A 21594-nucleotide genomic window follows, 5' to 3' on the forward strand; every position below is an offset into this window, starting at 1 on the left:
CACTACGGCAAATCGCATTTTATGGCAAAGGGGGCATCGGCAAGTCGACGACGTCCCAGAACACGCTGGCCGCTCTGGCCGAGTTGGGTCATCGCATTTTGATCGTCGGCTGCGATCCGAAGGCGGACTCGACGCGCCTCATCCTGCACGCCAAGGCGCAGGACACCATCCTGAGCCTCGCCGCCAATGCGGGCAGCGTCGAGGATCTGGAAATTGAAGAGGTGATGAAGGTCGGCTATCTCAACATTCGTTGCGTCGAGTCGGGCGGACCGGAGCCTGGAGTTGGCTGCGCGGGCCGCGGCGTCATCACCTCGATCAACTTCCTCGAGGAGAACGGCGCTTACGAGGACATCGACTATGTGTCCTACGACGTGCTCGGCGACGTGGTCTGCGGCGGCTTCGCCATGCCGATCCGCGAGAACAAGGCGCAGGAAATCTACATCGTCATGTCCGGCGAGATGATGGCCATGTATGCCGGCAACAACATCTCCAAGGGCATTTTGAAATACGCCAATTCCGGCGGCGTGCGCTTGGGCGGTCTGGTCTGCAACGAGCGTCAGACCGACAAGGAGCTGGAGCTTGCGGAAGCTTTGGCGAAGAAGCTCGGCACGACGCTGATCTACTTCGTGCCGCGCGACAATATCGTGCAGCACGCGGAGCTGCGCCGCATGACGGTGCTGGAATATGCGCCGGAATCCGAGCAGGCGAATCATTACCGCAATCTTGCGGTGAAGATCCACGCCAACCAGGGCAAGGGCATCATCCCGACGCCGATCACGATGGACGAGCTCGAAGACATGCTGATGGAGCACGGCATCATGAAGGCGATCGACGAGAGCCAGATCGGCAAGACCGCCGCCGAACTCCAGGCGATCGCCTAACCCGTCAACGCATGAGCGTCGGCCTCCCGCAATGCGGGAGGTCGAGCTGAAATCCAGAAAGCATTAAAGGAGACATCAAATGAGTGTTTCGCCCACATTGAGCGTTGCGGAGATCAAGGACCGCAACAAAGCGCTCATCGAAGAAGTTCTGAAGGTTTACCCCGAGAAGACCGCCAAGCGCCGCGCCAAGCACCTCAACGTGCATCAGGAAGGCAAGCCGGATTGCGGCGTGAAGTCGAACATCAAGTCGATCCCTGGCGTGATGACCATTCGCGGCTGCGCTTACGCCGGCTCGAAGGGCGTCGTCTGGGGTCCGATCAAGGACATGATCCACATCAGCCACGGCCCGGTCGGCTGCGGCCAATATTCCTGGGCGGCGCGCCGCAACTATTACATCGGCACGACCGGCATCGACACTTTCGTCACGATGCAGTTCACCTCCGACTTCCAAGAGAAGGACATCGTCTTCGGCGGCGACAAGAAGCTCGCGAAGATCATGGACGAGATCCAGGAGCTGTTCCCGCTGAACAACGGCATCACCGTTCAGTCGGAATGCCCGATCGGCCTCATTGGCGACGACATCGAAGCGGTGTCGAAGGCCAAGTCGAAGGAATATGACGGCAAGACCATCGTCCCGGTGCGTTGCGAGGGTTTCCGCGGCGTGTCTCAATCGCTGGGCCATCACATCGCCAACGACGCGATCCGCGATTGGGTGTTCGATAAGATTGCTCCCGACGCCGCGCCGCGTTTCGAGCCGACCCCCTATGACGTCGCCATCATCGGCGACTACAACATCGGCGGCGACGCTTGGTCGTCGCGCATTCTGCTCGAAGAGATGGGCCTGCGCGTGATCGCGCAATGGTCGGGCGACGGCAGCCTCGCGGAACTGGAAGCGACGCCGAAGGCGAAGCTGAACGTTCTGCACTGCTACCGTTCGATGAACTATATTTCGCGCCACATGGAAGAAAAATACGGCATTCCGTGGTGTGAATACAACTTCTTCGGCCCGAGCAAGATCGCCGAGTCGCTGCGCAAGATCGCCAGCTATTTCGACGACAAGATCAAGGAAGGCGCCGAGCAGGTCATCGCCAAATATCAGCCCTTGATGGACGCGGTCATCGCCAAATACCGTCCGCGTCTGGAAGGCAAGACGGTCATGCTGTTCGTCGGCGGCCTGCGCCCGCGTCACGTGATCGGCGCTTACGAAGACCTCGGCATGGAAGTCGTCGGCACTGGCTATGAATTCGGCCACAACGACGATTATCAGCGCACCGCCCAGCATTACGTCAAGGACGGAACGCTGATCTACGACGACGTGACCGGCTACGAATTCGAAAAATTCGTCGAAAAGATCCAGCCCGATCTCGTCGGCTCCGGCATCAAGGAAAAATACGTCTTCCAAAAGATGGGCGTGCCCTTCCGTCAGATGCACAGCTGGGACTATTCGGGCCCCTACCATGGCTATGACGGTTTCGCGATCTTCGCGCGCGACATGGACATGGCGATCAACTCGCCGGTCTGGAAAATGACCAAGGCGCCTTGGAAGACCGAGGAACTGCCGCTGCTCCAGGCCGCGGAATAAATCAGCGCCGGCGCGTCGCGAAGGCGCGCGCCGGCTCCCCCAAATGCATTACGCGAGGGTTCGACCATGCCGCAGAGCGCAGAACACGTCCTAGACCATTTCGACCTCTTCAGAGGTCCCGAGTACCAGCAGATGCTGGCGAACAAAAAGAAGATGTTCGAAAACCCGCGCGATCCGGCCGAAGTGGAACGCGTTCGGGAATGGGCCAAGACCCCCGAATATCGCGAGAAGAACTTCGCTCGCGAGGCGTTGACGGTTAATCCGGCCAAAGCCTGCCAGCCGCTCGGCGCGGTCTTCGCCGCCGTCGGTTTCGAGCAAACGATTCCCTTCGTCCATGGCTCGCAGGGTTGCGTCGCATATTATCGCAGCCATCTGTCGAGGCACTTCAAGGAGCCGAGTTCCTGCGTATCCTCGTCGATGACCGAGGACGCGGCGGTGTTCGGCGGCCTCAACAACATGATCGACGGCCTGGCCAACACCTACAACATGTACAAGCCGAAGATGATCGCCGTCTCGACCACCTGCATGGCGGAAGTCATCGGCGACGATCTGAACGCCTTCATCAAGACCTCGAAGGAAAAGGGCTCGGTTCCGGCTGAATACGACGTTCCCTTCGCTCACACCCCGGCGTTCGTCGGCAGCCACGTCACCGGCTACGACAATGCGCTGAAGGGCATCATCGAGCACTTCTGGGACGGCAAGGCGGGCACGACGGCCAAGCTTGAGCGCTCGGCGAATGATAAGATCAACTTCATCGGCGGCTTCGACGGCTACACGGTCGGCAACATGCGCGAAGTCAAGCGCATCTTCGGCTTGATGGGCATCGACTACACAATCCTCGCCGACAACAGCGAAGTCTTCGACACGCCGACCGACGGCGAGTTCCGCATGTATGACGGCGGCACGACGCTGGAAGAGGCCGCGAGCGCGATCAACGCGAAAGCGACGATTTCGATGCAGGAATATTGCACCGAGAAGACGCTGCCGCTGATCGCCGCGCATGGTCAGGAAGTCGCCGCCTTCAATCACCCGATTGGCGTCTCGGCGACCGACAAGTTCCTCATGACGCTGTCGCGCATCACCGGCAAGCCGATCCCCGAAGAGCTGGCGCGCGAGCGTGGTCGTCTCGTTGACGCGGTGGCCGATTCGAGCGCGCATATTCATGGCAAGAAATTCGCGATCTACGGCGATCCGGATCTGTGCCTCGGCCTCGCCGGGTTCCTGCTGGAGCTTGGCGCCGAACCGACGCATGTGCTTGCCACGAATGGCAGTAAGGCTTGGGCGGCAAAAGTTCAGGCGCTGTTCGACTCTTCGCCGTTCGGCCAGAATTGCCACGTCTATCCGGGCAAGGATCTCTGGCACATGCGCTCGCTGCTGTTCACCGAGCCGGTGGATTTCCTGATCGGCAACACCTACGGGAAATATCTCGAGCGCGACACCGGCACGCCGCTGATCCGCATCGGCTTCCCGATCTTCGATCGCCATCATCACCACCGCTATCCGGTGTGGGGCTATCAGGGTGGCTTGAACGTTCTTGTGTGGGTGCTCGATCGCATCTTCGAATCGATCGACGCCACCACCAATGTTCCGGCGAAGAGCGACTATAGCTTCGACATCATCCGCTAAGACGATGTGGCTCCCGCCCTTGCGGCGGGAGCCACAACTTGCTCGCAGTAACGCTGTCGCAACGTGAAGGAGAAGAGGCATGAGTTCGCTTTCGGCCACGATCCAGGACGTTTTCAACGAGCCGGGCTGCGGCAAGAACGCGAACAAGTCAGAAGCCGAACGCAAGAAGGGGTGCACCAAGCAATTGCAGCCCGGCGGCGCGGCTGGCGGTTGCGCCTTCGACGGCGCCAAGATCGCTCTTCAACCACTCACCGACGTCGCCCATCTCGTGCACGGCCCGATCGCCTGCGAGGGCAATAGCTGGGACAATCGCGGCGCGAAGTCCTCCGGCTCCAATCTGTGGCGCACCGGCTTCACCACCGACATCAATGAGACCGACGTGGTCTTCGGCGGCGAGAAGCGGTTGTTCAAATCCATCCGCGAGATCATCGAGAAATACGATCCGCCGGCGATCTTCGTCTATCAGACCTGCGTGCCCGCGATGATCGGCGACGATATCGACGCCGTGTGCAAAGCGGCGCGCGAGAAATTCAACAAGCCGGTCATTCCGATCAACTCGCCGGGCTTCGTCGGGCCGAAAAATCTCGGCAACAAGCTTGCGGGCGAAGCGCTGCTGCAACATGTGATCGGCACGGAAGAGCCGGAATATACGACGCCCTACGACCTCAATATCATCGGCGAATACAATCTGTCCGGAGAATTGTGGCAGGTGAAGCCGCTGCTCGACGAACTCGGCATTCGCATCATGGCCTGCATTTCCGGCGACGGAAAATATAAGGAGGTCGCCTCCTCGCATCGCGCCAAGGCCGCGATGATGGTCTGCTCCAAGGCGATGATCAATGTCGCGCGCAAGATGGAGGAGCGCTACGGCATCCCCTTCTTTGAAGGCTCCTTTTACGGCATTGAGGATAGCAGCGACTCTTTGCGCGAGATCGCGCGCATGCTGATCGAACGCGGCGCGCCGGCTGAATTGATGGATCGAACCGAGGCGCTGATCGCGCGGGAAGAGGCCAAGGCCTGGGCGGCGATCGCCAAATACAAACCGCGCTTCGAGGGGAAAAAAGTGCTGCTGATCACCGGCGGCGTCAAATCCTGGTCGGTCGTCGCCGCGCTGCAAGAGGCGGGTCTCGAACTTGTTGGCACGTCGGTCAAGAAGTCGACTAAGGAAGACAAGGAGCGCATCAAGGAGCTGATGGGTCAGGACGCCCATATGATCGAGGATATGACGCCGCGCGAAATGTACAAGATGCTCAAGGATGCGCGCGCCGACATCATGCTCTCGGGCGGCCGCTCGCAGTTCATCGCGCTGAAGGCCTCGATGCCCTGGCTCGACATCAACCAGGAGCGGCATCACGCCTATATGGGCTATGTCGGCATGGTAAAGCTCGTCGAAGAGATCGACAAGGCGCTTTACAATCCCGTTTGGGCGCAGGTGCGCAAGCCGGCCCCTTGGGAAAATTCCGGCGACAATTGGCAAAGTCGCGCGATGGCGCAGGCGGAAGCCGAGGCGGCGGCGCTCGCCGCCGATCCCGTGAAGGCGGAAGAGGCTCGCCGCGCGAAAAAGATTTGCAATTGCAAGAGCGTCGAGCTCGGGGTGATCGAGGATGCGATCCTCGCGAACAACCTCTCGTCGGTCGAGGGCGTGCGCGACGCGACGAACGCCTCCGGCGGCTGCGGCGCCTGCGCCGTGCGCATCGAGGAAATCCTCGAGCAGATGGTGTCGGCCTCTCACGCGATCGCGGCGGAGTAACGCAATGGCGACCGTCTCCGTCAGCAAGAAAGCCTGCTCGGTCAATCCGCTCAAGATGAGCCAGCCGATCGGCGGCGCCTTGGCCTTCATGGGCTTGCGGGGCGCGATGCCGCTCCTGCACGGCTCGCAGGGCTGCACGTCTTTTGGCCTGGTGCTGTTCACGCGGCACTTCAAAGAAGCCATCCCGATGCAGACGACCGCGATGAGCGAAGTCGCGACGGTCCTCGGCGGCTACGACAATGTCGAGCAAGCGGTGCTCAACATCTATAACCGCACGAAGCCAGAGATCATCGGCATTTGCTCGACCGGAGTCACCGAGACGAAGGGCGACGACGTCGACGGCTACATCAAGACTATTCGCGAGAAGAATGCGGCGGTCGCGCATCTGCCGATCGTCTATGTGTCGACGCCCGACTTTAAGGACGCCTTCCAGGACGGCTGGGAAAAGACGGTGACGCGCATCGTCGAGACGATGGTCGAGGCGCCAAAGAGCGCCGCGCGCCGCGATCCCACAAAAATCAATGTGCTGCCAGGCTGCCATCTGACGCCCGGCGACCTCGATGAATTGCGCACGATCATCGAGGATTTCGGCTTGGAGCCGACTTTTCTGCCAGATCTCGCCGGTTCGCTTGACGGCCACATACCGGACGATTTCACCCCGACGACGATCGGCGGCGTCGGCGTCGAAGAAATTTCCATGATGGGTCATGCCGGCTGGACGATCGCGATCGGCGCGCAAATGCGGCGCGCCGCCGAAGCCATGCAAAAGAAGACCGGCGTTCCATTTCGCATGTTTGAACGGCTATGCGGGCTTGAGGCCAATGACGCGCTGATGTCATTCTTGACGGACATCAGCGGTCGCCCCGCGCCGATGAAATATCGTCGCCAGCGCGGCCAGCTCGTCGACGCGATGCTGGACGGTCATTTCCACATCGGCGGCCGCAAACTCGCGGTCGGCGCCGAGCCGGACCTGCTCAATGAGATCGGCGGGCTGCTGACCGAAATAGGCGCGCAACTTCTTGTCGCGGTGACGACCACGCAATCGCCGGTGCTCGAACGACTGCCGACCGAAGAGGTGCTGATCGGCGATCTCGAAGACCTCGAGAATTTGGCGAAGGCCAAGGACTGCGATCTGATGGTCACCCATTCACACGGAAGGCAAGCGGCCTCACGCTTGAAGATACCCTTCTTTCGCATGGGCATTCCGATGTTCGACCGCCTCGGCGGCGGGCATCAGTTGATGGTCGGCTATCGCGGCGGTCGCGATCTGATCTTTGACATCTGCAATCTGTTGATGGCCGATCACGAAGACAACCACGAACCGACACCCGACAGCTGGCGCGATGGCGTCGGCCCGTCACACGCCGCAACCTCGCACTAGGGGCGAAAACGGAGGCGCTATGAAAGTCGCATTCGCAACCCAGGATTTGAAACGCGTTGACGCGCATTTCGGCTGGGCCAAGAACATCGCGATCTACGAGATTGGTCCGGAAGGCCACGAATTCGTCGAGGCGATCCAATTTGACGGCGATCTCAAGGAAGACGGCAATGAGGACAAGCTCGCGCCGAAGATCGACGCGATCAAGGACTGCGCCATTCTTTACATCGCCGCGATCGGCGGCTCTGGCGCGGCGCGAGTCGTCGCCAACAACATTCATCCGATGAAGGTCAATCAGCCGGAAGCCATCTCAGACCTTCTGGACAAGCTCCAGGAAGTGTTGAGAGGCGTGCCGCCGCCATGGCTGCGCAAAGCATTGACCAAGGGAAAAGAGCGCGTGCTCGATTTCGAAGAGTGAGGAACGCCCATGTCTGAACCTACCGCCGTGCTCGAGAAAACTTCGGTCGCCGAGCTTCCGTTCATAAAGGAGCTCATCAAGGTCTGGCGCGCCCAGGACACGCATGGGACCTGGGAGACGAAGTCCGACCTAGATCTCTTGGCCCCCTATGTCCTCGACAAAGAGGCGCGCCGTGCGCTGCCGATCATCGGCGATCCCGACCCAGAGACGATTTGGCGCATGGAGCTCTTCTTCAACGCCATCTCGCTCTCGATCGAACGCGCCACGGGCGTCATGATCTCGCCCATGCTGAAGATGAGCCACGAGGGTTTCGGCCGCATGGTGCTGATTGGCGGACGGTTGATCGTCGTGAACAAGCAGTTGCGCGACGTGCATCGCTTCGGATTCGACAGTTTCGAGAAGCTCGCGGCGGAAGGCGACAAATATGTTCAGTCCGGCGTCGAGATGATCGAAAAATTCCCAGACGTCGCAAAATACTGAGGTGAGCGATGAGCGAGATCGACAATCTGAAGACCGAAATCAAAAAGCTTTCGGCGAAGGCCATGCAGGCCAAAATGGATCTGCATGATCTATCGGAAGAGCTGCCGATCAATTGGCCCACCATCCCCGAGGTTGCGCAAAAGGCGCATGAAGCTTTCGCCGAGCTGGAGAAGAAGCGCGCGAAGTTGAAGTCCCTGGAGACGGTCTAACTCGAGAAAGAAAGCATACGGCCATGTCACAAGCGACGCGCGATGGGCGCGATTGGTGTCCAGAATACCTTGTTGCGATCGATCCCGGTAAATGCATCGGTTGTGGACGCTGTTTCAAGGTGTGCGGTCGCGACGTGATGACGCTGAAAGGTCTGAACGAAGACGGCGAACTGGTTGCGCTGGACGACGATGAGGACGAAGAAGTCGAAAAGAAAATCATGGTGATGAATGATACCGGCGCCTGCATCGGCTGCGGCGCCTGCGCGCGCGTGTGTCCGACCAATTGTCAGACGCATGCGGCGGAAGAGGTAGCGCTGGTTTGAGTAAAAAAATGCGAGCCTCCGTCCAGGGGGCTCGCAACGCCAAGCCTGAATTGCGCTACTCGATGCCCTGCTCGCGCGCCTTCCACATGGCGGCGATGCGAAAGCGCTCCGCAATCGCGATCGGATCGGCCAGCATCATCGCCTGAGCGTCGGCGAGCGCCTTCCTGACGATCGCCGTCTCTTCCGCGTTCAGCGCAACACGGCCGGCCACATGGGTGGCGTCCGGCATGATCGACCAGATTTTACGCTTCGCGGGGTGCATCTTCACCTCGGTGAGATCGACCGCTTCGAGAGCGCCGTCAAGATAGAGCGCAAAGCCTTTCACTTCGAGTTTTCGTCCGTCCTCAGTGATCTTCACGAGAGTCGTCATCTTCACTCTTCCTGTTGCGCCAGCCAGCCATAGCCGCCCTGATCCCAAAGTTGGGCGAGCAGCTTATCTGCATTCCAATCGGGATATTGGAGCTTCATTTCGTCGTAGTCTTTGAGAAAGCGCGCGGCGTCGTCATCGCGCAGTTCGGCGATCATCCCGTCGGCTTTGTTGTGGAGCGTGAAGCGCGTCCGATCGGCCGCGGCGGAGAGAGCATATTCGTCTCCCGTTTCGAGTTCACGGTCGTCGAGACCACCCACGCGCTGCACTCCTCTTATGCCGCCGCCGCCGCTGCTTGGTCGGCGCGCTCCCATTCCGCCCATGATCCGTCATAGACGGGGACATCGGCTCGTCCCAGGAGATAGAGCGCCAAGGCGTCCATGCAGGACGTCATGCCCGACGCACAGGTGGCCACGATCGGCTTGCTAAGATCGACGCCGGCGGCTTCGAACCGCGCGCGCAACGCCGTGGAATCGAGAAGCACGCCTGTCTGCGGATCGACCAGATCGGCCCAAGGCACGTTCACGGCGCCCGGAATATGTCCGAGTTTCTTGAAGGGAAAGACGTCGGCTTGCGAGCCGTCGAATTTGCCCGGCCCGCGCCCATCGACGATCTGCTCGCCGCCGTTCGCGACAGCGCTCTTCACTTGATCGAAATTACGGACGAGGTCCGGCCTGAAGTTCGGCGTGAAGCTCCGGGGCTGCGGCCGCACCGGCGACATTTCGGTTGGATGTTTGGCGGCGACCCATTGGTTGAATCCGCCGTCGAGCATCGCGACGTTGTCGTGGCCGAAGACGCGGAACATCCACCACACGCGCGCCGCCGCCGAACCGCCGAAGAGCCGGTCGTAGACGATCACGCGATCGCCGTCTCCGATGCCGAGCAGTCCGACCTTTTTGGCGAAGTCCGCTGCATCCGGCAACATGTGCGGCAGATCGGAGTTCGGATCGGCGATGTGGTCGATGTCGAAATGGACGGAGCCCGGCAAATGCCGGCCGCGATATTGATTGCGGCCGTCGAGATTGGTGCTCGGATGATGCCAGGTGCAGTCGAGAATGCGAATGTCGCCGTCGCTCAGATGCTCGGCTAGCCATGCCGCGCTGACGAGCGCGCCGGTCAGGGGTTCAGCCATCGGTCGGACCTCTTGTCTGCAAGTTCACAATAGTCGCGCGTCGCCATGCGTCACGGGGCGACGGGAAGCGGATAGCCGGAGCGCGGACGCGTGCCATAATAGTCGGGCCGCTCTGGCCAGTCGCCCTGCTTGATGGTGAATTTGACCACCTTCACCGGGGCGCCGGGCGAGCAGGAGACCTCGGCGAATTTGATTTCACGATCGCCGCTGCCGGCGGAAAAATCCGCGACCACCGTGCCGTCGGCCTTGCGGGCGCGCGCAAATCCAGGCGTGCCGGTCGTGGACGCCGGAACGGACTCGGCGACGAACAAGGGCGTCTCAACGCCGTCGGTGGAGGGACCAAACGCCGGCGAGGCGAACGTAAAGGCCGCCAGCACGCCACTGCGGTCGACCGCTATGTTCGCTGTCGCGGGGCGCGCGACGGAGTAGACGGTCAACGTGCCGCCGCTCAGCAATTCCTTTAACTCGTCCGGCGAGCAGTTGGCGAATTCGTTGGCCAGATTCATCTTCGACTCCTTAGCTGTGCAACTCCAGCCGGGAGGTTCAAGTTTCGTGCCATGACGTCCGATAGCTCAGCCGTTCGCGCGTCGCTGAGAATCTTGCACAGTAATTGCTATCCCCTGCATCGAACAGGGAGCGGACGACGTATCATGTTGGACGTGGCGATCATCGGCGGCGGTCTATGCGGTTTGGCGCTGGCGCGAAAGCTCCACCTGCGCGGACAAGAGGTTGCGATCTTCGAGGCGCGCGATCGCCTTGGCGGGCGCATTCTCACGGCGCCGCGCGGCGACGGCGGCGGTTTGGACCTCGGCCCGACGTGGTTTTGGCCGAAGACGCAGCCGCTGATCGTTCAACTCGTCAAAGAACTCGCGTTGCCGGATTTCGCGCAGCATGACGAAGGCGCCGTGCTGCATTTGCGCGAGGCCGAAAAAAGCGCCGAACGCATCGAAGACAAGCGCCTTTACGACGACGCGCGGCGTTTGCACGGCGGGATGGCGATCTTGGTGGAGGCGTTGGCCAACGCAGTGCCGGCGGGCGCCATACATCTCGGTCACGAGCTGGCGAGCCTGCGCGATTGCGGCGACCATGTGACGCTCGCGTTCAAGACCGGCGAAGAACCCATGGAGATTGCGGCGCGCCGCGTCGTAATCGCCCTGCCGCCGCGCTTGCTGCGCGAGGCCGTTCGCTTCACGCCGCCTTTGGAAGAGGCGACGGACCAAGCCATGCTTGGCGCCGAGACCTGGATGGCGGCGCAGGCGAAGGTTGCAATGGAATATCGCGACGCCTTTTGGCGCGAGCAGAATCTCTCCGGCTCCGCTTTCGTCACGCATGAGCAAGCCGTGATCGGCGAAATCTTCGACGCCTGCGACATGGCGGCGGGTCTTCATGCGCTCGGCGGCTTTCTTGCCCTCAACGCCGACTTGCGCGAGTCCTTTGGCGTGGGTCTGCCGGTGTTGCTTGAGAGTCAAATCTGCAATGTGTTTGCCCGCAATGTCGAACCATTGCACATTCACTATCAGGATTGGGCGAAGGAGCGACTAACGTGCAGCGCGGCCGACCGCGCGCAGCAGGGCGGCGACGGTTCGCACGACGTGGCGAACCCTCTGTTGCGCCAGGCGCTGTGGGATAAGAAGCTGTTTCTCGGCGGTTCGGAAACCGCGGCGCGCAACGCCGGCTATCTGGAGGGCGCCTTGGACGCCGCGAGGCGCATCGAGCGCGCCTTGGCCGGCATTGAGGCGAAAAAGGCGCCCTCCGGCGACGCCCTCTTCGACGATATGCCGGCGAACGAGGCGAGTCTGGCGCGTTTCTCCGCTTGGGTGGACGCGCGCGCCGACGAGGTTTTCGAAAATTATCGCCGGCGGCTCAACCGCGCCCTGGCGTCGCAAGAGCGCGACAATCTTACGCAGGTCGCTGTGCTCGGGGCGATGGAGGAGGTGTTCCAACAGGCGCTGAGCCTGTTGGCGACGCTTCCTTTCGACATGGACGACGTCGTGATCGAACGCGGCCGCACGGCGTTGACGCCGCGCATCCAAAAGCCTTTTGGCGACTTGCTGCAGTCGATCATGGACGACGTGGTCGCCTTCAACCAGACGTCCTGCGCCCTTTCCAACTTCCCGGGCGAACATAAATTGTCTCAGGACTACACCCGGGTCATCATGCAGGACATCGCCGCGGCCTGGCGGGAATTTTCGCTTGCGGCGAATGGACTGTTGCTGGCGAAGCGGCGCGAAGCGCAGGAGCAGGAGATGTCGCGATGAGCGAGCAGGAAACGACGATCGAGCAGGACGGGGCGGCGCCAGACCTCGTCATCTACGCCTTTTGCGCGATGAGCGACATTCCGAGTCAGAAGGCGCGCGGCTTCAACCTCGTGCGGCTCGACGACAACGGCGAAGAGAAGCCGTTCCCGATCGTCGTTGTGCGCTGGGGCAAGCAAGTGTTCGGCTATCTGAACAAATGCCCGCACGACGGCGTCAATCTCGATTGGGAGCGAAATACGTTCCTCGAACCAAATTACGGCCTCCGCTTGATGTGCGGCAAGCACGGCGCGCTGTTTGAACTTGGCACCGGCATGTGCATCGAGGGCCCGTGCAAGGGACGCGGCCTCGTTCCGGTCGATCTCGTGGTCGTCGACAATGATATATGCGTCGTCGGCGTCAAACTGGCTGAGGATGTCGACGAAGACGCCGAGGAAGGGGAATGATGCGGGCGTGATCCGTCTCCGCCTTCCACCGAGCGGAAAGTTCCCGCCGATGCGCGAAGCTGGGCAGGGCAAAGGCCGCGATTCCCGCGGCGTCCTCTCAACCGCATCGCGATTGATAGATCCCTAGCGCGCGCCTCTCGCGCCGGGCTCCACGGCTTTGCGGCGCGTTCTAGCGCAGCGGACAGGAGCGGCAGGCGGCGGGGGCCGCCGGCTTTAACCGCCGGCCCCCGGCTCCATGGCGTGAGCGTGTCAAACCGGGCGGTTTTCGTTGCGGTTCTTGACCGGCTCCATGCGCTCGACGCCCTGCTGATAAGCGATGACCTCGTAAGCGTCGTTGAACTTCAGCGCGGTGTCGAGAAGAACGTCGAGCTTACCGCCGGTGTCGAGCTTCTTGATGTCGTTCTTGTCGACCATGGCGAGATCCATCATCTCTTTCCACACCGTCGACTCGTCGCAGGGCAGCACGTTGTAGGTGATCTCGCCGAGCTTGACGCGGAACTTCGCGAGCAGGTCGATATTGTTGCAGAACATGAAGTAAGCGCCAGTGGGCGAGAGAAGATCGCCGATCACTTCATGGGCCGCTTCGAGATAGGCGAAATTGTGCAGATAGCCGGCGAGGATCGGGATCGTCGCTTCGCCTTCGTTCGCGTAGGTGAGCACCTGCTCGATGCTAAAGTCCGGCGGCCGCTTCTCGTCGGCCAGCTGCGCCTGGAATTTGAGCGCGATGTCGCCCCGAAAACCGAAACGTCCCGGCTTGCCGGTCGGTCCCTTAAGCACTGCGTTGAGCAGGCGGCCCTCCCGATCCAACCGAGCAAGGGCAGTCTTCTCAATTTGAGTCATCGACAGTTCTCCGCTTTGCAATCCGTACGCAGCATCCGCGCGGGGGATCCTTCGTCACGCCGCGCCTCATGCAAAAACTTCGCCGCAGTTTCGCAGCGTTCATAGCGCGATCGGCGCGATGGAAGCGACACGGCGCGGCTGGCAATGTGCGAAACATGACAAAACCGCCCGATATTCCTGGGTTCGCGGGCCGTTTAGCGCGCGATTGTCGCGGCACATGAATTGCTTTGAGTGAGGCAGCCGCATTTGGATACTGGAAGAGCGACATGATCAACCTGACCGACAGCGCCCTGAATGCAGTGCAGACGGCTATTTCCAGCGCCGCCGATCCCGTCGATGGGCTGAGGATCATGGTGGAGGCCGGCGGCTGCGCTGGCTATCAGTACAAAATGGGCCTCGTGCGCGAAGCCAGTCCCGACGACACGGTGATTGAGCGCAGCGGGGTCAAGGTGTTCATTGACAACACCAGCCACGAACTCCTGACGGGCACGACCATCGACTATGTCGTCGCGGTGCAAGGCTCGGGTTTCACCTTCGACAATCCGAACGCGCAATCGAGCTGCTCCTGCGGCAAGTCGTTCGGATAATTTCGGCCCGACTTCACAATTCATGAGAGCGCGTCCGCGGGACTGCGTTGCGGAGGACGAAGCTATGCTGCACGACGATCAGAAGAACGAAGAGGCCGGCCAGCTCGAAACGGCTCTGTCGCCAGAGCGCGAGCAGGTCATTCGCGCTGTCATCGACGAGATTCGTCCTAATCTGCGCCGCGACGGCGGCGATTGTGAGCTCATCGAGATCTGCGGCAATAAAATCATGGTGCGACTCACTGGCGCCTGCGTGCTCTGCAAGTTGAGCAGCGCGACGCTCGAGGGCATCCAGGCCAAGCTGATCGAAGAGCTTGGCGAATTCGTGCGGCTCGTGCCAGTGCCGGGTGCTGCGGCGCGTCTTTGAGCGAGAGTGCCGATGCGGCGCGTCTATCTCGACAATAACGCGACGACGCGCACCGACCCAGAGGTCGTGGCGAAGATGCTGCCGTTTTTCAGCGAGGAATTCGGCAATGCTTCATCATCGCACGGCTTCGGCGTCGAGGTCTCGGGCGCGGTCCGGGAGGCGCGGCGCAGCGTACAGGCGCTGCTCGGCGCGGCGCATGATCACGAAATCGTGTTCACCTCAGGCGGTACGGAATCCGACAATGCGGCGATCTTGGCCGGGCTCGCGGCGCGCGAGGGTCGCGACGAGATCGTGACCACCGCCGTCGAGCACCCAGCGATCCTGTCGCTTGTCGAACATCTGCAAAAGACGCGCGGCGTCGCCGTCCATCTCATTGGCGTTGACGCGCGCGGGCGCATTGATCTCGACGCCTTTCGCGCCGCGCTGGGGCCGAAGACCGCGATCGTCTCGGCGATGTGGGCGAACAATGAAACCGGCACGCTGTTTCCCGTCGAAGAATTGGCGCGTCTCGCGCATGAGGCTGGCGCGTTGTTTCATACCGACGCCGTGCAGGCGGTCGGCAAGATTCCGATCGATCTGAAAACGACGCAGATCGATTTCCTCTCGCTTTCCGCCCATAAGCTGCATGGTCCGAAGGGAATCGGCGCGCTTTATGTGCGTAAGGGAACGAAATTCGCTCCATTCCTTCGCGGCGGCCACCAGGAACGGGCGCGCCGCGGCGGGACGGAGAATACGCCGGGGATCGTTGGACTTGGCGCCGCCGCCGAATTGGCGCGATTGCGCCTGCAAGAAGACGCCGCCCATATCGCGGCCTTGCGTGACAGGCTCGAATGCGGCGTGACGCAGCGGATCGGCCAGTGTCAGATTTCCGGCGACGTCGACAATCGGCTCGTCAATACGTCCAATATCGCCTTTTCCGACATAGAGGGCGAAGCGATATTGACACATTTGGATCGCGCCGGCATCGCCGCCTCCACCGGCTCGGCCTGCACAGCGGGATCGACCGAGCCTTCGCATGTGCTGCGCGCGATGAACGTGCCGGAGGAGGCGTTGCATGGCGCCATTCGCTTCTCCCTGTCGCGAGAAAACTCGATCGAAGAGATCGACGATGTGCTGGAGACGCTGCCCGGCATCGTCGCCAAGTTAAGGGAAATCGCGCGGGCCTCGCGCCATACGGAAGCGCAGCTGCTCTCGAACTAGCGCGGGCGCGATGACCGCGCCAAAGGAGTCGATGTAATGAAGATCATGATCCGCCGTTCGCCAGAGACCGGCTTGTCGATCTACGTCCCCAAAAAAGATTTGGAAGAGCCGATCGTCGAAACCGAGCACGAGAGTTTATGGGGCGGCTGGATCAAGATCGCCAACGGCTGGGTTCTTGATTTGCCCGAAATGGCGGCCGGCACTTCGCTTCCGATAACGGTCAATGCGCGCAAGCGCGGCGAAGGGGAGTGAAGCGATGAACGCGCCATTTGACAGCTATGTCCTCCTTGAAGGCGAGAAAGCCGAAGACGCGCTCGGCAAAATCGCCGCTGAGCTGAAGACGGGGACCGTTATTCCCTATATCGGTCCTGGGTTGACGCAGCTCTCGCCAACCGAGGTGCCGATGACGCCCGAGGCGCTCGCCGCGTTTTTCGGGACCAAGGTGGCGCTGCCAAAACGCGCCAAGGGCAACGCCTGGGCAAGCGCGCAGCACATCGAGAACATGAAGCATCGTTCGACCGTCTCGACGTTGATGTCGCAGGCCTTCAACGACGGCATCGCGCCGACGCCGCTGCACGTCTACCTTGCGTCGCTGCAGCTGCCGATGATCGTTGACAGCTGGTACGACGCGACGATGCGTTCAGCGCTCGAAGGCCGTAGCGATTGGGGCGAGATCCAGGGCATCACCCGCGCCGGCATCGGCGAGGACCGCTGGTACCGGTTCTACGAAGCCGACGGAACGGAAACCACCAAGGAAAAAGCCGACGCCTGGAAGACCGTCCTCTACAAGCCGCATGGCAGCATCGCGCCCGCGAAGAATTTCCTGATCTCCGATGCGGATTACGTCGAGGTGCTGACAGAGATCGACATTCAGACGCCCTTGCCCGAGGCGGTCAAGAATCGTCGGTCAGAGCGCAGCTTCCTGTTCCTCGGCTGTCGCTTCCACGATCAATTATTGCGCACGTACGCCCGGCAGATCATGAAGCGCTCGACGACCACGCATCACGCCATCGTCGATCCGGCCGTGTTGACGAAAAACGAGCTGAAGTTCCTCACGATCCAGGGAATCATACCGATCGCGCTGCCCATCGATCGCGCTTGCGAGATCCTGATCCGCTAAGGGATCATTACCTTATTCTCATGCTTGGCGCGGCGGCGGGTGAACCTCACAAAGCGCCCGGCGATTCGTGCGCGTCGACGGAAGATGCATGGCCGAAACAGCTGTCGCGCCTTCAGCGTAAGAGCGCCAAACAAATTTCGATGGATGTTGCATTTTTTACATTCATTCTTGAATGCCACGTCTCGCTTGTCAGCAAAGGTACAAGCCCGCAAGGCCGCTTCGGTTGACCTCGTCACACTACAGCGTGGCACGCATGTTGCCTCTTGTCCGGCGTAGCGACACATGCCGCTTTCCGGTTCCGTCACGCCGTTTGACGGCGCCGACCCAGGTCGATAACGCGACCGATTCCCGGCGGCTTGAGCAGCGTGCAACTGCAGGCCGACACCACGGAAGAAGACAGCGATGAGCAACATCGTTCGCGACAGCGAAGTTTGTGAACTGACTGCGCCGCCCATCTTTTCCTTCGGCGAAAAAGTGAAGGCGAAGCGTACGATCCGCAATGACGGGACATACGCCGGCAAGGAGATCGGCGAGGTTCTCGCGAAGAAAGGCGAGGAAGGCTACGTCGTGAGCATCGGCACGTTTCTTCAACAATTCTATATCTATGGCATCGAGTTCACCGAAAGCGGCAATCGCGTCGGCATGAAGCGCAAGGAGCTCGAGTCCGCTAATCCGCGCGACGATGTCGATTTGCCGCTGCCCTGAGGAGTGTGAAATTGTTCGAACCGCGACTGCCGAAATATCAGTGGGGTCAGAGAGTGAAAACGCTCGTCGATCTCGTCAATGATGGGAGCTATCCCGACGCGCAACCCGAGGCGCTGCTCGTCGCCAACGGCGGCTTGGGTGAAATCGTGCAGGTCGGATCTCACACTGACACGAATACGCCGATCTACCTCGTGGAATTTCCCGACGGCCGTGTCGTCGGCTGTCTCGAGGAAGAGATCGCGCCCTTGTAAAAGGAGCGACGGCGAGCATGCGATCGACGGTCACGACACTCGGTGGCGCCGCATCGGCTCAGCCGAACGAATTCGACTACAAGCGCATCGTGCGCGCCTTGGAGCAGCGGCGTCGCTACCGCTACGTCACGCCGCTCGTGATGAAAACTGCGAACGGCTATCGCATTCAGAGCCCGTGCTGCTCGCGGAACGTCGATCCGGACGGGGGCGTCATCGACATCGCCTTGTTGCTCTTCGACGAACGCAAGGGCAATTGGCGCCTTCTTCGCAAGGACCATGCGGTCGGCGTGTGGGAGCTGGACAGCGAGTTTCCACGTCTCGCGGAGTTGCTCGAGCATCTCAAAGAAGACGCCGAGCGGCGCTTCTGGCAGTGAGTTCGATCTCGACAGAGGATAGATTATGGCGATCAGCGACGTGGAATTGACGGAGATCGAAAGACTGCTCGGGGCCGAGGCGACGCCGGCGCTTTCGGAGCTGCGCGCCAAATTCTCCCATCTCTCCTGGACGCGCTGCGACGTGTCGGACGTGATCGAAACGCCCTTCCGCAGCTTCACGACCTGCGACGTGCATTTGCTCGACGCCGCCGATCATTGCGTGACGGTTACCGACGATCCGGCGCGCGCCACCGGCGTTATCGTCGCCTTTCGGGGGAGTATGCGATGAATGCGCGGGCCGAAATAGACGATAAATTCGAAGCGAAGCCGCCTGCGCCGGCCGAGGCGTTGGGCGGCGATCTCATTCCCCTTTCCGACCCCGACATCACGCTCGACGACATTGCCGCGGTCGAGGCGGTGCTGCGTTCCAGCCGCTTGTCCAGCGGCCCGGTGATGGAGGCTTTTGAAGCCGCCTTCGCCGCCTATCTTGGGCGCAAATACGCCGTGGCCGCGCCAAGCGGCACGATGGGGCTGCTGCTCGCGCTCGCCGCGCACGAGATCGGTCCGGGCGATGAAGTGATCGCCTCTCCGCATTCCTTCCGCGAAACCGTGCATGCGATCGCGCTTGCCGGCGCCAAGCCGGTGTTCGCCGACATCGACTATTGGTCCGGCGTCATCGCGACCGGAAAAATCGAGGCGCTGATCACCGACAAAACGCGCGCGATCGTGGCGAGCAACACCAACGGCCATCCGGCGCAATGGGCGGAGCTGCGCGACATCGCAACCAAGCATAGGCTCGTGCTGCTCGAAGACTCCACCGAAGCCATCGGCTCCAAATACAAGGGCGCGCTCGTCGGCACGTTCGGAGACGCCTCGGTGTTCGATTTCTCGCAGCCGGGGCCGCTGGTCTGCGGCGAAGGCGGGATGGTGGTCACCGACGACATCGACGTCGCCGTGGCGATGCGGCGCTTCCGCGCGCATAGACCGAGCGAGCGAGCGTCCGTCGTGGTGGGCTCCAGCGCGCCCTATCAGGCGGCGATGAGCGACATGAGCGCGGCGCTGGGCTTGGCGCAGCTGGGCAGGCTCGAAGAAATCCTCGAGAAGCGCAAGCTCATCGAGCACTACTACTTCAAACACGTCAAATCCTTCGAAGGAATCAAGGATCCCTTCATCGGGCCCGAGGTCGACGAGGTGCACTGGTTCCTTTACGTCGTTCATCTCGGCACGCGCTTTAGCAAATCCAGCCGCGACTCGATCGTCGAGGATTTACTTGTCGAAAAGGTGGAAGCCGCCGCTTACAGCAATCCCTTGCATACGCAGCGGCGCTATTTCGATTACGGCTATCGTCGCGGCAGTTTTCTCGTCGCCGAGAAGGTTTCGGACCGCGCCGTCGCGATGCCTTTCCACGTCCATCTGCAAGAGCGCCAAATCGCCTTCATCGTGCAGACGATGAAGGAAGCGTCGATCAATGTCGGCGCCGGCGCCGCCATTTACTAATCGTCTAAATGCCAACCAGGAGTATAGAAATGCCGACCGTAACCATCATGCCCTCCGGAAAGACGGTGGACGCCGCCGAGGGCGCGACCTTGCTGCAGATCATCATGTCGAGCGGCGAGGAGATCAATCACAAATGCGAAGGAAAAGCGCAATGCGGCTCTTGTCACATCTATGTGCATGAAGGCCGCAAGGGCATTTCCAAGATCGCGCGCGAGGAGAACGAAAGGCTCGACACCATCGTCGGCATCGGCTCGAAGTCGCGCCTGGCCTGCCAGGCGAAGATCCTCGGCACGGAAAACGTCAAGGTCGAACTGCTCGGTTTCGCGTCGGGCTTATAAGGGAGGAGGGAGAAATGTCTTCCGACATCGTCATGCTTCATGTTCGCTTTGCGCCCGACGGCAGCGTCGCGGAAATCAGCGAACGGCCGGCGCCGAATTCCGCGCAGGCCTGGTTTGACTGGGTCAGTCTCAGCGCGCCCGACGCCTATCAGGGGCTTTCGGGCGGTCGTGGCGTGTTCCGCATTACACGCGACAAGCTTGAGGAGCTGCGCGCGGGGATCGCCGCCAACAATGCGGCGGCCTGATCCTGCCCAGCGCGTCGCGTAAAAGGATCCCTTCCGCGAGACGTATTGCGGAAGGGAAGCTTGGTTTCAGCTCAGGAAGGTTTCGGCGAAGCGCGCGCGTTTTTCGGCCGTATCGAGTCCTTTCGCGATGGGCCATTTATTGTCATAAAAAAGCGAATTGACCGCGCGGCTGACTTCCTTGCCGCGCAAATACCAACGCACCACGCCATCTGGAAAAATCACCGCCGGGCCGTCTTCGCGATGCACGATGCCGTCTTCGACGCTGATGTGCGTTCCAGCGTAGAGATAGCAGCCGGCAAGGCGCGAAAGATCGTCTTGATTGCGTTCGTCAACCTGGAGCATGACCACTTTTCGCCTCCGCTGATAGCCATCGATACATACGACGAAGCAATAATCGCGCTTGGCGGAGCGTGCGGCAAGAATAATGCTTGTTCGCGCCCAGGACGCTGCGCGAGGAAGATTGTTGTCTTTCAGACACTATCGCGCGTTGAAAGTTCCACTCTCGCGCGCGATATGCCTACGCGGGAGCGGAAAGAGACGACGGGGATTTTGGCATGCAGGGCGATGTAAGTCTCTATGTCATTTGCGCGCTCGACAGTCTGGAGCGCGGCCAAGCGGCGCCCTTCAGCCTGTCGCGCGTCACGGATGAAGGAGAAACGCGCCCCTTTTCGATTTTCGTCGTTCGGACCGAAAACGATCAATGCGTGGGCTATGTAAACATCTGCCCGCACCAAGGCTCCTGGCTCAACATCGGCGACGGCAAATTTTTTAGCGAGGACGGTCAAAGATTGCGTTGCGGCAGGCATAAGGCCGAATTCGACTTGGAAACGGGTGTGTGCGTCAAGGGGCCATGCGTGGATAAGATGATCGAGCCCGTCGCGCTCGTCGTCATGGATGGCGACGTGTGCCTGTGCGGCCTCAAACTCGCCGAAGAAGAGATTTCCGACGACGACGATCTGGACGAAACGATGGAAATCATGATCCATCCAGGCTGAGTGGCGCAGTGGATGGCACGTACGAAAGGCGCCTGATGACCGTGGCTGAATTGATCATGAAATTGGCGGAATTGCCACAGGAGGCCGTGGTGCTGATCGACAGCGACGGCGGGCTTTCTCGCGTCAGCGGATTGGATTTCGTCGAGGGTCAGGGGCCGGGCGCGCCGGCGGAAGTCATCCTCGCGCCCAGTCTCGACGAATGAAGATTCGCCTCCGCGCTGTTGCCTGAGC

31 protein-coding genes are annotated in these 21594 nt (G+C 60.9%); 25 read left to right on the plus strand and 6 right to left on the minus strand.

Translation table 11 applies throughout. The features are described 5' to 3' along the window. The 9 genes from nifH to fdxB all read left to right on the plus strand — a co-directional run. Positions 1-881, plus strand: an 881-nt coding sequence (gene nifH / locus ACR65T_RS12870; RefSeq protein ID WP_434496855.1) for a nitrogenase iron protein, incomplete at its 5' end; no start/stop codon positions are given. Positions 882-960: 79 nt separating this feature from the next. Next, a complete protein-coding gene (gene nifD / locus ACR65T_RS12875) occupies positions 961-2463 on the plus strand; it encodes a nitrogenase molybdenum-iron protein alpha chain (protein WP_018406757.1) in 1503 nt (500 codons plus the stop codon). 66 nt (positions 2464-2529) lie between these two features. Continuing rightward, positions 2530-4089, plus strand: a complete 1560-nt coding sequence (nifK, locus tag ACR65T_RS12880; RefSeq protein ID WP_123174904.1) for a nitrogenase molybdenum-iron protein subunit beta — start codon at positions 2530-2532, stop codon at positions 4087-4089. A 79-nt stretch (positions 4090-4168) separates the two neighbouring features. Then, positions 4169-5839, plus strand: a complete 1671-nt coding sequence (nifE, locus tag ACR65T_RS12885) for a nitrogenase iron-molybdenum cofactor biosynthesis protein NifE (protein ID WP_434496856.1) — start codon at positions 4169-4171, stop codon at positions 5837-5839. A gap of 4 nt (positions 5840-5843) precedes the next feature. Next, a complete protein-coding gene (nifN, locus tag ACR65T_RS12890; protein ID WP_434496857.1) occupies positions 5844-7220 on the plus strand; it encodes a nitrogenase iron-molybdenum cofactor biosynthesis protein NifN in 1377 nt (458 codons plus the stop codon). A 19-nt stretch (positions 7221-7239) separates the two neighbouring features. Continuing rightward, a complete protein-coding gene (nifX, locus tag ACR65T_RS12895) occupies positions 7240-7635 on the plus strand; it encodes a nitrogen fixation protein NifX (RefSeq protein WP_123174907.1) in 396 nt (131 codons plus the stop codon). Positions 7636-7644: 9 nt separating this feature from the next. Further along, positions 7645-8115 (plus strand): NifX-associated nitrogen fixation protein, encoded by a 471-nt coding sequence (locus ACR65T_RS12900; RefSeq protein WP_434496858.1) that lies wholly within the window; start codon positions 7645-7647, stop codon positions 8113-8115. A gap of 8 nt (positions 8116-8123) precedes the next feature. After that, positions 8124-8324: a CCE_0567 family metalloprotein gene (locus ACR65T_RS12905; protein WP_434496859.1), complete on the plus strand. Its 201-nt coding sequence runs from the start codon at positions 8124-8126 to the stop codon at positions 8322-8324. A 23-nt stretch (positions 8325-8347) separates the two neighbouring features. Beyond that, positions 8348-8647 carry a ferredoxin III, nif-specific gene (gene fdxB / locus ACR65T_RS12910; RefSeq protein ID WP_434496860.1) on the plus strand — a complete coding sequence of 100 codons (300 nt, stop codon included), beginning with the start codon at positions 8348-8350 and terminating at the stop codon, positions 8645-8647. Between the two features lie 55 nt (positions 8648-8702). Here fdxB and ACR65T_RS12915 read toward each other — a convergent pair whose 3' ends face one another. Genes ACR65T_RS12915 through ACR65T_RS12930 form a run of 4 tightly spaced genes read right to left on the minus strand, consistent with a single transcriptional unit; the run spans position 8703 to position 10652 of the window. Further along, complete coding sequence (locus tag ACR65T_RS12915; protein ID WP_175094061.1) at positions 8703-9017, minus strand: hypothetical protein; 315 nt, start codon at positions 9015-9017, stop codon at positions 8703-8705. Positions 9018-9019: 2 nt separating this feature from the next. Next, a complete protein-coding gene (locus ACR65T_RS12920; RefSeq protein WP_434496861.1) occupies positions 9020-9274 on the minus strand; it encodes a hypothetical protein in 255 nt (84 codons plus the stop codon). 14 nt (positions 9275-9288) lie between these two features. After that, positions 9289-10146, minus strand: coding sequence for a sulfurtransferase (locus tag ACR65T_RS12925; protein WP_434496862.1), 858 nt, complete (start codon positions 10144-10146; stop codon positions 9289-9291). Positions 10147-10196: 50 nt separating this feature from the next. Continuing rightward, complete coding sequence (locus tag ACR65T_RS12930) at positions 10197-10652, minus strand: hypothetical protein (RefSeq protein ID WP_434496863.1); 456 nt, start codon at positions 10650-10652, stop codon at positions 10197-10199. 144 nt (positions 10653-10796) lie between these two features. Here ACR65T_RS12930 and ACR65T_RS12935 point away from each other — a divergent pair, with 144 nt between their 5' ends. Both ACR65T_RS12935 and ACR65T_RS12940 read left to right on the plus strand, forming a co-directional pair. Continuing rightward, positions 10797-12404, plus strand: a complete 1608-nt coding sequence (locus tag ACR65T_RS12935) for a flavin monoamine oxidase family protein (RefSeq protein WP_434496864.1) — start codon at positions 10797-10799, stop codon at positions 12402-12404. Beyond that, a complete protein-coding gene (locus ACR65T_RS12940) occupies positions 12401-12847 on the plus strand; it encodes a Rieske (2Fe-2S) protein (RefSeq protein ID WP_434496865.1) in 447 nt (148 codons plus the stop codon). Before ACR65T_RS12935 ends, ACR65T_RS12940 begins: the two co-directional genes overlap by 4 nt. A 249-nt stretch (positions 12848-13096) precedes the next feature. Here the strand turns inward: ACR65T_RS12940 and ACR65T_RS12945 are convergent, their stop codons facing one another. Beyond that, on the minus strand, positions 13097-13687 hold the full coding sequence (locus tag ACR65T_RS12945) for a hypothetical protein (RefSeq protein WP_434496866.1): 591 nt from the start codon (positions 13685-13687) through the stop codon (positions 13097-13099). A gap of 266 nt (positions 13688-13953) precedes the next feature. Here ACR65T_RS12945 and ACR65T_RS12950 point away from each other — a divergent pair, with 266 nt between their 5' ends. The 12 genes from ACR65T_RS12950 (at position 13954) to ACR65T_RS13005 (ending at position 20368) form a co-directional block, all read left to right on the plus strand. Continuing rightward, positions 13954-14274, plus strand: a complete 321-nt coding sequence (locus tag ACR65T_RS12950; RefSeq protein ID WP_014892118.1) for an iron-sulfur cluster assembly accessory protein — start codon at positions 13954-13956, stop codon at positions 14272-14274. A 64-nt stretch (positions 14275-14338) separates the two neighbouring features. Next, a complete protein-coding gene (locus ACR65T_RS12955) occupies positions 14339-14638 on the plus strand; it encodes a NifU family protein (RefSeq protein ID WP_014892119.1) in 300 nt (99 codons plus the stop codon). Between the two features lie 12 nt (positions 14639-14650). Beyond that, a complete protein-coding gene (gene nifS / locus ACR65T_RS12960; protein ID WP_434496867.1) occupies positions 14651-15838 on the plus strand; it encodes a cysteine desulfurase NifS in 1188 nt (395 codons plus the stop codon). A 36-nt stretch (positions 15839-15874) separates the two neighbouring features. Beyond that, positions 15875-16090, plus strand: a complete 216-nt coding sequence (gene nifT / locus ACR65T_RS12965) for a putative nitrogen fixation protein NifT (RefSeq protein WP_018406774.1) — start codon at positions 15875-15877, stop codon at positions 16088-16090. Between the two features lie 4 nt (positions 16091-16094). Next, positions 16095-16958, plus strand: a complete 864-nt coding sequence (locus ACR65T_RS12970) for an SIR2 family NAD-dependent protein deacylase (RefSeq protein ID WP_434496868.1) — start codon at positions 16095-16097, stop codon at positions 16956-16958. 402 nt (positions 16959-17360) lie between these two features. Then, the gene (locus ACR65T_RS12975; RefSeq protein ID WP_196402480.1) at positions 17361-17663 is read left to right on the plus strand and encodes a nitrogen fixation protein NifZ; all 303 of its coding nucleotides are present in this window, start codon (positions 17361-17363) and stop codon (positions 17661-17663) included. A gap of 11 nt (positions 17664-17674) precedes the next feature. Then, positions 17675-17914, plus strand: coding sequence for a nitrogen fixation protein NifZ (locus ACR65T_RS12980; protein WP_123177380.1), 240 nt, complete (start codon positions 17675-17677; stop codon positions 17912-17914). Positions 17915-17931: 17 nt separating this feature from the next. After that, on the plus strand, positions 17932-18288 hold the full coding sequence (locus ACR65T_RS12985; protein ID WP_434496869.1) for a DUF3024 domain-containing protein: 357 nt from the start codon (positions 17932-17934) through the stop codon (positions 18286-18288). A 25-nt stretch (positions 18289-18313) separates the two neighbouring features. Then, positions 18314-18577: a hypothetical protein gene (locus tag ACR65T_RS12990; RefSeq protein WP_434496870.1), complete on the plus strand. Its 264-nt coding sequence runs from the start codon at positions 18314-18316 to the stop codon at positions 18575-18577. Then, positions 18574-19785 (plus strand): DegT/DnrJ/EryC1/StrS family aminotransferase, encoded by a 1212-nt coding sequence (locus ACR65T_RS12995; RefSeq protein ID WP_434496871.1) that lies wholly within the window; start codon positions 18574-18576, stop codon positions 19783-19785. The genes ACR65T_RS12990 and ACR65T_RS12995 overlap by 4 nt, the downstream gene beginning before the upstream one ends. Positions 19786-19814: 29 nt before the next feature. Next, positions 19815-20123 carry a 2Fe-2S iron-sulfur cluster-binding protein gene (locus ACR65T_RS13000; RefSeq protein WP_109024514.1) on the plus strand — a complete coding sequence of 103 codons (309 nt, stop codon included), beginning with the start codon at positions 19815-19817 and terminating at the stop codon, positions 20121-20123. 14 nt (positions 20124-20137) lie between these two features. Further along, positions 20138-20368 (plus strand): hypothetical protein, encoded by a 231-nt coding sequence (locus ACR65T_RS13005; RefSeq protein ID WP_123174921.1) that lies wholly within the window; start codon positions 20138-20140, stop codon positions 20366-20368. 66 nt (positions 20369-20434) lie between these two features. On the opposite strand, the gene ACR65T_RS13010 is transcribed toward ACR65T_RS13005, so the two are convergent. Then, on the minus strand, positions 20435-20710 hold the full coding sequence (locus ACR65T_RS13010) for an aldehyde dehydrogenase (RefSeq protein WP_434496872.1): 276 nt from the start codon (positions 20708-20710) through the stop codon (positions 20435-20437). Positions 20711-20922: 212 nt separating this feature from the next. Between ACR65T_RS13010 and ACR65T_RS13015 the strand changes: the two genes are divergently transcribed. Continuing rightward, positions 20923-21363, plus strand: coding sequence for a Rieske (2Fe-2S) protein (locus ACR65T_RS13015; protein WP_434496873.1), 441 nt, complete (start codon positions 20923-20925; stop codon positions 21361-21363). Between the two features lie 35 nt (positions 21364-21398). Then, on the plus strand, positions 21399-21566 hold the full coding sequence (locus ACR65T_RS13020; RefSeq protein WP_434496874.1) for a hypothetical protein: 168 nt from the start codon (positions 21399-21401) through the stop codon (positions 21564-21566). Positions 21567-21594 lie beyond the last annotated feature (28 nt).

Origin of the sequence: Methylocystis sp., from assembly GCF_051061285.1 — a bacterium.
GTDB lineage: Bacteria > Pseudomonadota > Alphaproteobacteria > Rhizobiales > Beijerinckiaceae > Methylocystis.